The following is an 8,695-nucleotide window of genomic DNA, read 5'->3' as shown; positions in this document are numbered from 1 at the left end:
CACAACGTAAACCAAAGTCAAACCCAAGTTCAACAACCGTTTACCTTGCACAGCAACCTCATGAAATTAACTCGTTCCCTCTCGCCAGCCCCTCAAGGCCGCTCGAAGCAACGGATGAAGATATAACCACGAACTCACAAACAACACAAATCCGCAGTACAGCGTAGGTTTTAGTGATAACACGCAATAGGTCCATGCGGACCTTCAATAACCTCCACCGGAGTATTGAAGATGGAGCTCAGCAGACTGTCGCGCATGATCTCGTCAACCGCACCAAAGGCGGCAACTTCCCCGTCCTTTACTGCGCAGATGTAGTCCGCGTAGCGTGCGGCGAAGTTGATGTCGTGCAGAACGATCACGATGGTTCGGCCAAACTCGCGGGATGCGGAGTGCAGGTGCTTCATCATCTCTACGGAGTGGGAGATGTCGAGGTTGTTCAGGGGCTCGTCGAGAAGCACATAGTTCGTTTCCTGGCTAAGCACCATCGCAACGTAGGCGCGCTGACGCTGACCACCGGAGAGCTGGTCGAGGAAGCGATTCTCCAGCTCGCGCAGGCCGAGGAAGTCGATGTAGCGCGAGACGATCTCTTCATCTTCGGGGGTCAGGCGCCCACCCGAGTACGGGAAGCGGCCGAAGCCGACGAGTTGGCGCACGGTCAGGCGGGTCACAAAGTGGTTTTCCTGACGCAGGATGGACACGACTTTGGCCAGGTCCTTCGAGCGCGCCGAGGTGACGTCCATGCCTGCAACTTCGATGTGACCGGAATCGAGGTCGAGGAGCCTGCCGATCATCGTCAGTAGGGTCGACTTACCTGCACCGTTCGGGCCGACGAGGGCGGTGATGCCGCCTTCGGGGATGTCCAGGGTGACCGGTCCGATGTCAACACTGCTGCTGTAGGCCTTGCGGACTTCTTTGAGTTGAATCACAGGCGTCCCTTTCTCAAAATCACGATTAGGAAGGTCAGGCCACCGACCAGTTCGATGATGATGGAGACCACGCCTTGTGCGTAGAAGATGTGGTTCATCACAAAGTACGCACCCGACAGGATGCAGTATCCGAGCAGCATCGCCATGGGGAAGACGTAGCGGTGGTCGTAGGTATCCGCGGCTTGGTACGCGAGTGTGGCCACGAGGAAGCCGAGGAAGGTCATCGGGCCAACCAACGCGGTCGATACCGCGATGAGCACGGCCACCAGCACGAGCGTGTAAATCGCGTGCTTTTTATGGTCTACGCCAAGGTTCATCGACACGTCGCGGCCCAGAGACAGGACGTTGAGCGCGCGCGAGTTGAAGATCAGTAGTCCCGCCGCCACGATGACCAGCGGGATTGCCAACGGGTAGTACTCCGGGTCGGCGTTGTTCACGGAACCAAACAGGCGCGCGGTGAGCACGTCGAACTCGCTGGGTGTGAGCATGCGTTGCATGAACGTGGATACTGCACCCAGTCCCCCGCCGAGCACAATGCCGACCAGCAGCATGGCGTGCATGTCGGGATTGTTGCCGGCGAGCAGCCATGTGTACAGCACCAGGCTGAGCCCGATCATGAGCACAAGCTGGATGACAAACATCTGCAAGGTGTGCGCGTTAATCAGCCCTGCGGCGCCGAGAAAATACACGGTTGAGGTGTGAATGGCGACGTAGAGCGATTCGAACCCCATGATCGACGGGGTGAGAATTCGGTTGTTTGTCACCGTTTGAAACGCCACGGTCGCTGTCGCTTGGCACACAGCCACGATTGCCATTGCGATCACCGCGTTCATGCGACGTTGCGCGATCAGCCAATAACCGGTGGATCCGAACTCCATCGGGTTGCCGTACGCGAGCAGCCCCGCGGTAAATAGCAGTGCGGCCACCGCAAGCGCGGCAATAATCATCCAGTAGCGCTTTTTGCTTTTCGACGACTGGAACGCCCCGATCTCACGCATTCCGGCTCCGCCTCACAATCATGGTGATAAACACCGCAGCGCCGATGACGCCGAGGATGACGGACACGGGCATTTCGAATGGCGCGATGATCGTGCGGCCGATGAGGTCGCACACCGTTACCACTCCAATGCCGGTAAGGCAGACCCATGGCAGGTTGGAGCGGAGGTCGTCGCCACGCATCATGCTCACAATGTTCGGCACAATCAGCCCCAGAAATGGCAGATTGCCGACGACAACCGTGACCACACCGGCGGCCACTGCGACCAGGCTGGTGCCGACGAGCACGATCCGGTTGTAATTCAGACCAACGTTGGTGGCCACGTCTTCGCCGAGGCCGGCCACGGTGAGCCGGTCGGCGTAGAAGAACACGGCGATGACCACGAACAGCACGATCCACAGCACCTCGTACTGGCCGGCGATCACACTGGTGAACGAGCCGGCAAACCACACGCCGAGCGATTGCAACAGATCGGCCTGCAGCGCCCAATAGGTAGAGACTGCGCTGACCACGGCGCCGAGCATGATGCCGACGATCGGCACGATCAGGCTGGAGCGCAGCGTGACCTTGCGCAGGAAGGCGAAAAACACCATCGTGCCCACGAATGCGAAGCCGACGGCGAGCAGCATGCGCGTCATGATCGTGCCGTTGGGAAAGAACACGAACGACGCGAGCAGGCCAAGGCCGGCCCATTCGGTGGTGCCTGTGGTGGTCGGCTCGACGAAGCGGTTCTGGGTGAGCATCTGCATGATCAACCCACTCATCGCCATCGCCGCGCCGGCGAGCACCAACGCGATGGTGCGCGGGACGCGGGTCGTACGGAACATGGCCCAGCCGTCGTCGCTATTCAAAATGTCGTACTGCCCCACCGCAAGCGAGGTCAGCAGCAGTAAAACGACAATGACAACACCCACCCCAAGCTTCCAATCCAGAAGCTTGGGGCGGGTGGTGGTCGCAGTTGGATGTGTCATTCAGGGGTTACTTTGCAGCCTCGAACTTGTCTGCCAGATCGTTGAGGATCTCGGTGTAGGTGAGGATGGACTCGTTGGTGTAGGTGTCCTTCGGCGCCACGTAGACGTGGTTTTCTTTCACCGCGGTGACGTTCTGCAGCGCGGCAGAGTCGTTAATCACGGAGAGAGCCTCCGGGGCATCCTTGATGGACTTGATCGCTGCATCGCGGTCGAGAGCGAAGATCCAGAACGGGTTCGCGTCTGCGATTGCCTCGACGGAGATGTCATCACCCTTGTGGTCGTTAGAGGCGTTCTCCACCTGAAGCGCCGGGGTGAAGCCGATGAGGTCAAACAGTGGGCCCCACACGCGGCCGATACCCGGTGCGACGTAGCCGATCTCGCCACCAGAAACGTTCACACCCATGACGGTCTGATCCGGGTTGTACGCGTCGCGGGTGCGCTGGACAGCCTCGGTGAACTCCTTGACGGTCTGCTCAGCCTCGGCCTGCTTGCCAAAGATGTCGCCAAGTGCCAAGGTCTGGCGGATGAGCTCGCGGTCAAACGGCTCGTCGTCACGCGGCTCGAACTCAACGAGCACGGCGTTCGGGACCAGCTTCTCAATTTCCTCGTCGTACTTACGGAAGCGCTGACCGGAGACAATCACGTCCGGGTCAGCTGCCACGATGGCCTCGAGGTTCGGCTCCTTGTGGTTGCCGATGTTGACGATGTCCTCGTTGTCCGCAATTCCCGGAATCGTGTTCGGGACGAGGTCGCGCGGCGCTGCGACCGGCTTAACACCCCAGGAGTCCAGGAGCTCGAAGGTGCGGTTGTCCAGAGCGACGACGCGCTGCGGGTTGGCCGGCACTTCCTTCTCGCCGTAGTTGTCGGTCACCTTGACGGTGTCACCGTCGGTGGTGGCGGAGGAGGAGGCAGCCTCGGAGGTGGCTGCTACAGAGGTGGTGGTCTCAGCGGCCTGCTCTGCGTTGGAGCAAGCGCCGAGGGTCAGCGAGCCTGCGGCTGCGAGGGCGATCAGCGCGGTGCGCGGGAAACGGATCATTGTCGTCCTTCCAGACTTAGGTAAGGGTTACCTGGGACATATTAGGGTAGCCATACTTAAAGTCAACCGGCACCCCCGGTTTCCGCCCATTTAGACTACAAAACTGTGTTGTAAATGGCCGAGGTGGGGTCGTCGCAAAGCAAAAAGCCCCAGGATGACCTGGAGCTTTGCAGTCTGTCTCGATTGCTAATCGACGACACGCACCGGCAACTTCACAAACTCAATCGATTGCCCCTGCGCCGCCAGCGCAAGCGTGGACGGATCGACCTGGAACACCGCCGGGCCGGCGCGCAGGATCGTCTTTAGATCGTTCGCGGCAACCTCCGCACCCGGAGGGCACGCCATGCGGGTCTCGTTGAGGTCACCGACGCGCAACCTGCCGGTCGTATCCACCTGGTAGGTGGAGTTACCCGTGTTGCAGCCGTCGTTGTAGGTCAGCGTGCCGTCCGGACGGAAATCAACGGTGACCTTGTCGTTGTTCTTGGCGCGCAAGGTGGTGTCCAGCGCGGGCTGGACCTGGTCGTTAGGCAACTGCGTCGCGCCCTCCACAAGCGGAACCATCAGACCAGCGCCAGCGGGCTGCTGCCCCGCCGGGTTAGAAAACAGGGAGGAACTCATCTGGACAAACTGGTCAATGCTGCTCGAGCGCTCCTGCGCGCCAGCCGTGCCGACACCAAGGGTGCCGCCGGCCAGGGCCGCGAGCGCGGTTGCAATGGACAATGTTTTCTGAGTCTTGATACCCATGCCCCACACGGTAGCGGCCGGATTCGCGGGTTCAAGGGGTTTCATGGGATGCCTATGCAACTCCAAGAAACTCAATCATCTTGCCTTGGGCGCCAAGAGCGATGGTGTCGTCGTTAAGTTTGTACACAGCGGGACCCGCTCGCAGGATCGACTTCAGTTCATCGGACTTGTTCATGCGGGTTGGGTCGCAAAGACGCTGGGTCTCAGCGAACGTGCCCACCTTCACCCCACCGCGGGCGTTGACCTTGTAGGTCGCGTTGCCGACGTTGCAGCCGTCGTCGTAATTGAGCCGGCCCTGCGGAGTGAACGTCAGGGTGATCGCGGCATCTTCCTTCGCCTGCAGCGGCTGTGCGAGAGCTTCCTTTGCATCCTTTGCTGCCAGTGGCTTGGCGTCCTTCGGCAGATCCTTCAGCAACATGCCTCCCTTATTGCCCAGCACCGCGCCGGTGTAGGTGTCCCAACCCTTCTGCACCAACTGGTCCAGGTTCGGGTTGGCCGACGAGAGCTGCGCTACCTGTGCGTGCGCGGTGCCAGCACCAATGAAGCCGCCAGCGATGGCAGCTAGGGCGGTTGCAGCGGACAACGTCTTCGCAGTCTTTGAAATCATGCGCACGACCGTAGCGCCGGGCTGTGGTCGCGCCAAGGGATTTAATAAACCTTTTAAGCTCCTCCAATACAACGTTGAGGCCGTTTTTCGGTTGCGCTGCTCGGCACAGGCTATGATATTTGTTGATATGTCACATAACTGATCTGGAGGACCCCATGAAAGCATTCGGTTTCTTGAGCTTCGGGCACTACGCCATCGGCGGCCAACGCGGCCCCTCGGCAGAAAAGGTAGCGAGAATCCACCTCGAGATCGCCAAAGCTGCCGACGAGATCGGCGTCAACAACGCATCCTTCCGCGTCCACCACTTCGTCCCGCAAGCCTCCGCCCCGATGCCGCTGCTCGGTGCAGTTGCAGCCTCCACCGAGCGCATCGAAGTTGGCACCGGCGTGATCGACATGCGCTACGAAAACCCGCTCTACCTCGCCGAAGAAGCCGCCTCCCTCTATCAACTCTCCGGCGGCCGCGTCGCCCTTGGCGTATCCCGCGGCGCCCCCGAGGTCGCCGAGCGCGGCTGGGAAGCATTCGGCTACAAGGGCGAAGCGCCGAACGGTGCCGACGTCGCCCGCAACCACCTCGAAACCTTCATGGCCGCCGTCGACGGCCACGGCTTCGCCACCGCCGCGCCCCTCGAGCGCCAGTACCCCAACATGTTCCAGCCCGGCTCCACCCTGCCGGTCTTCCCCATGGCACCTGAACTGCGCAAGCACATCTTCTACGGCTCCGGTACCCACGCGTCTGCCGAGCAGACCGCGCGAGACGGCCTGAACCTCATGTCCTCCACCCTGGTCTCCGAGACCACCGCGCAGACACTTGGCGAGATCCAAGTCGACCAAATCAACCGCTACCGCGCAGCTTGGAAGGAAGCCGGCCACGACTGGACCCCGCGCGTGTCCGTGTCCCGGTCCATCTTCCCCATCGTCGACGGCGCCGACATGGCACGCTTCGGCATGCAGGCCTCCGGCTCCGACCAGGTAGGCATGCTTCCCGAGGTCGGCGCCTCCACCTTCGGCCGCACCTACGCCGCCGAGCCGGACAAGCTCATCGAGCAGCTCAAGGCCGACCCTGCCGTCATGGCCGCCGACACCCTTCTGCTCACCATCCCGACCGGCATGGGCGTGGACGTAAACGTAAAGATCCTGGAAAACTTTGCCACCCACGTCGCCCCAGCACTCGGTTGGCAGCCGAACACGGAGGGCCCCGTCACCGGCTACGAGATCGTCTAGCTCCCCTTCGGGTGCCGCTAGACGGTCTCGCAGTGGCCTCGACGTTTCCCCAGGTCATATTGGGGACCGTTTTCATTATGGAGCTGATCGTCTGGTTGCCCGCGCGGGGAGCTAGACGATGTCGAGGAACTAGACGATGAGCACCGCAGAGTGAAGGCCGCTCTGGGCGCAAATCCCCGACAAATAAGAAGAAACCCCCAGGCCCGTAAGGGTCTGGGGATTTGTACTCAGTGGAGCCGCCGAGCACCTTCAGGTCTACGGAGTGCTTCGTGGTGGTGACGCTGGCGGGTTTGCACTCGGTGTTGAGTTCGCGGAACTGTGCCGAGCGCTGGGTTGCGACGCGTCGGTAGGAGTAGGTCAGCGTTGCGCCGCCACCGGCAGGGTTGACTGCGGTGTCGAAAATGAGGTTGTCAAGGATGACAGAACTCTTGCGGAACTCGTCGATGACGGTGGCGTCGTAGTCGTCCTGGGTGTTGAGCTTTGCTTGCTCGCTGCGTTTCCTGCCCCTGGGAGGGGTCGACGGGTTTGCGGTCGAAGCCGAGCGCTGCGGCGAGGGTCTTGGCGTCGGCGGCGAGTTCTTCTTCTGTCTCGCCACGAAGCCGGTCCGCCATCTCGGCGGGGAGTTTGGCCTCGGACAAGACCTTGGTGACGAGTTGCTCGCGTGCACGCTCGGTTTCTGCTGCTTCGAGTTCAGCGATTCGTGCGTTGGCCTTTTCCAGGTCGGCTTGTGCGCGCTGAAGTTCGGTCATCTTTTCCCGGTCGATTGCGTCGAGCCGTTCCTGAAGTTCGTCACGCGCGGCTTCTGCGGCCTGACGCTTGTCGCGCTCTGTCGCGAGGTCCTTGAGCACGGCGCGTTTGCTGCCACGCGCGTCGGGGTTGGCGTTGTCATCGTCGTTTTCGCCCGGCGCGGACTCCGTTGGCTTTTCGACGTCACCGTCCTGGTCTGCGGCCTTGGCAGGTTCCTGGGGTGTTTGCTGGCTTGGTGCGCTTGTCTGCCCGGTGGCGGCAACTTCGCCCGCATTGGCTTCGGCGGCGAACATGCGCACCCAAGGACGTAGACGGTTCTTCATGTTGGTAACTCCTTAAATTACGAAAACCCAGCGGTAGGTGGGCATGAAAAAACCCATCACGCGCAGTGATGGGTTAATGGATTACTGGACTCTACGAATCCCGGTCAGGAAAGAGCGTCTTGATAGATGGAAGGTTCACATCGACAGGCGGCTCCATGGCCGCGAATTGCCTTACGCCGGTGTAAAGAAGTTCAACGGCAGGGATGGTGAAAAGTGAATCATCGAACCACTCGTCGGGGTCTTCCCAAAGCGCAAGATACGACTTCTTTATTTCTTTATCAGGAACAACACCCTGTTCACAGGCATCAACAAAGTCGTCTAACAGATAAACGCTGCGGAGTTCGTTTGCTGGATGCCGGTCCTCCACTCCGAACTCTTCCATCAGACCTTGTTCAGCATCGTATGGGTTCACGATCCACCTCCTCTCCATGGTTTCTCTATCACTTCGCCTGACTTATCAAGTGCTAGTACTTTATCACCGTAACGTGGAAATACAGTCGTAAGTTGCCATTCAAAATCGGCATCGTCTCCGGCTGGTCCAATGCCTATTTCAACCAGAATGCGATTTCCGTTTCGGTCAACGGCAGATTTTTGTACGTTCCATCCTCCGAACTTAGAGCGTTCAAGATAAGTAGGATCGCTAAACCCATCACTTCTTACAGTGCTCAACCATTCGATTAGTTCCGAGTCATTTTGATCAGGGAAGAAGGTCTTTTCAGCAGCAAGAGGCGCTTGAGGATGTGTCTGCCGAATTGCTTGTATTTCTTCACGTATCGGTGAAAGTTGAGAATAAGCATGGCCTCCTCTCACGCGTATGTGACCGCTGTTGGTGATTTTCGCAGGCTTTCGCTTTGTAATGTGCTCTACCGGCAATGTTGGGTCAATCGACGGCGCAATCTTCGAAAACTCCTCGAATAGCGCCTGATGTCGCGCACGAGCCGGGTCAGCAACCAAGTCGCGCACCTTCTCCGGCAACACGCCAGGACGGACCGAGCGAATGTAGCCATGCTTGTATAGCAACTCCACACGGTGCTGCTGGTCGCCCTGCGTGCGGCTGATGATCTCCGGCACACTGAGCCGCTGCACACGTGTGTTTTGTCAAGTTGTTTTAGGCCGTTTCG

The 8,695-nt window shown here is 59.8% G+C and carries 10 protein-coding genes; 1 reads left to right on the top strand and 9 read right to left on the bottom strand.

The features are described from left to right. Positions 1–170: 170 nt before the first annotated feature. From HMPREF2690_RS08390 to HMPREF2690_RS08365, 6 genes are all read right to left on the bottom strand, one after another. Complete coding sequence (locus tag HMPREF2690_RS08390) at positions 171–926, bottom strand: iron ABC transporter ATP-binding protein (protein WP_070483094.1); 756 nt, start codon at positions 924–926, stop codon at positions 171–173. Continuing rightward, positions 923–1,924 (bottom strand): iron chelate uptake ABC transporter family permease subunit, encoded by a 1,002-nt coding sequence (locus HMPREF2690_RS08385; RefSeq protein ID WP_070820661.1) that lies wholly within the window; start codon positions 1,922–1,924, stop codon positions 923–925. Before HMPREF2690_RS08385 ends, HMPREF2690_RS08390 begins: the two co-directional genes overlap by 4 nt. Further along, positions 1,917–2,894, bottom strand: a complete 978-nt coding sequence (locus HMPREF2690_RS08380) for an ABC transporter permease (protein ID WP_070483090.1) — start codon at positions 2,892–2,894, stop codon at positions 1,917–1,919. Before HMPREF2690_RS08380 ends, HMPREF2690_RS08385 begins: the two co-directional genes overlap by 8 nt. 7 nt (positions 2,895–2,901) lie before the next feature. Further along, positions 2,902–3,930 (bottom strand): siderophore ABC transporter substrate-binding protein, encoded by a 1,029-nt coding sequence (locus HMPREF2690_RS08375; RefSeq protein WP_070820660.1) that lies wholly within the window; start codon positions 3,928–3,930, stop codon positions 2,902–2,904. 186 nt (positions 3,931–4,116) lie between these two features. Beyond that, positions 4,117–4,674 (bottom strand): META domain-containing protein, encoded by a 558-nt coding sequence (locus tag HMPREF2690_RS08370; protein ID WP_168167295.1) that lies wholly within the window; start codon positions 4,672–4,674, stop codon positions 4,117–4,119. 52 nt (positions 4,675–4,726) lie between these two features. Then, the gene (locus tag HMPREF2690_RS08365) at positions 4,727–5,281 is read right to left on the bottom strand and encodes an META domain-containing protein (RefSeq protein ID WP_168156422.1); all 555 of its coding nucleotides are present in this window, start codon (positions 5,279–5,281) and stop codon (positions 4,727–4,729) included. Positions 5,282–5,436: 155 nt separating this feature from the next. Here HMPREF2690_RS08365 and HMPREF2690_RS08360 point away from each other — a divergent pair, with 155 nt between their 5' ends. Beyond that, positions 5,437–6,504 carry an LLM class flavin-dependent oxidoreductase gene (locus HMPREF2690_RS08360; RefSeq protein ID WP_070820658.1) on the top strand — a complete coding sequence of 356 codons (1,068 nt, stop codon included), beginning with the start codon at positions 5,437–5,439 and terminating at the stop codon, positions 6,502–6,504. Positions 6,505–6,914: 410 nt separating this feature from the next. Here the strand turns inward: HMPREF2690_RS08360 and HMPREF2690_RS08355 are convergent, their stop codons facing one another. From HMPREF2690_RS08355 to HMPREF2690_RS11965, 3 genes are all read right to left on the bottom strand, one after another. Further along, positions 6,915–7,574 (bottom strand): capsid assembly scaffolding protein Gp46 family protein, encoded by a 660-nt coding sequence (locus HMPREF2690_RS08355; protein WP_070820657.1) that lies wholly within the window; start codon positions 7,572–7,574, stop codon positions 6,915–6,917. 91 nt (positions 7,575–7,665) lie between these two features. Next, positions 7,666–7,986, bottom strand: a complete 321-nt coding sequence (locus tag HMPREF2690_RS08350) for a hypothetical protein (protein WP_141761229.1) — start codon at positions 7,984–7,986, stop codon at positions 7,666–7,668. Then, positions 7,983–8,660, bottom strand: a complete 678-nt coding sequence (locus HMPREF2690_RS11965) for a hypothetical protein (RefSeq protein WP_141761228.1) — start codon at positions 8,658–8,660, stop codon at positions 7,983–7,985. Before HMPREF2690_RS11965 ends, HMPREF2690_RS08350 begins: the two co-directional genes overlap by 4 nt. Between the last annotated feature and the right edge of the window lie 35 nt (positions 8,661–8,695).

It is taken from the genome of Corynebacterium sp. HMSC034E11, from assembly GCF_001835905.1.
GTDB classification, from domain to species: Bacteria; Actinomycetota; Actinomycetes; order Mycobacteriales; family Mycobacteriaceae; genus Corynebacterium; species Corynebacterium coyleae.
This window is presented reverse-complemented; position numbering and strand designations above follow the sequence as displayed.

Excerpts from the sequence above, each read along its gene's own strand:
- HMPREF2690_RS08370 (WP_168167295.1), bottom strand. The coding sequence starts at position 4,674 with ATGGGTATCAAGACTCAGAAAACATTGTCCATTGCAACCGCGCTCGCG.
- HMPREF2690_RS08385 (WP_070820661.1), bottom strand. The coding sequence starts at position 1,924 with ATGCGTGAGATCGGGGCGTTCCAGTCGTCGAAAAGCAAAAAGCGCTAC.
- HMPREF2690_RS08375 (WP_070820660.1), bottom strand. The coding sequence starts at position 3,930 with ATGATCCGTTTCCCGCGCACCGCGCTGATCGCCCTCGCAGCCGCAGGC.
- HMPREF2690_RS08380 (WP_070483090.1), bottom strand. The coding sequence starts at position 2,894 with ATGACACATCCAACTGCGACCACCACCCGCCCCAAGCTTCTGGATTGG.
- HMPREF2690_RS08360 (WP_070820658.1), top strand. The coding sequence starts at position 5,437 with ATGAAAGCATTCGGTTTCTTGAGCTTCGGGCACTACGCCATCGGCGGC.
- HMPREF2690_RS08355 (WP_070820657.1), bottom strand. The coding sequence starts at position 7,574 with ATGAAGAACCGTCTACGTCCTTGGGTGCGCATGTTCGCCGCCGAAGCC.
- HMPREF2690_RS08365 (WP_168156422.1), bottom strand. The coding sequence starts at position 5,281 with ATGATTTCAAAGACTGCGAAGACGTTGTCCGCTGCAACCGCCCTAGCT.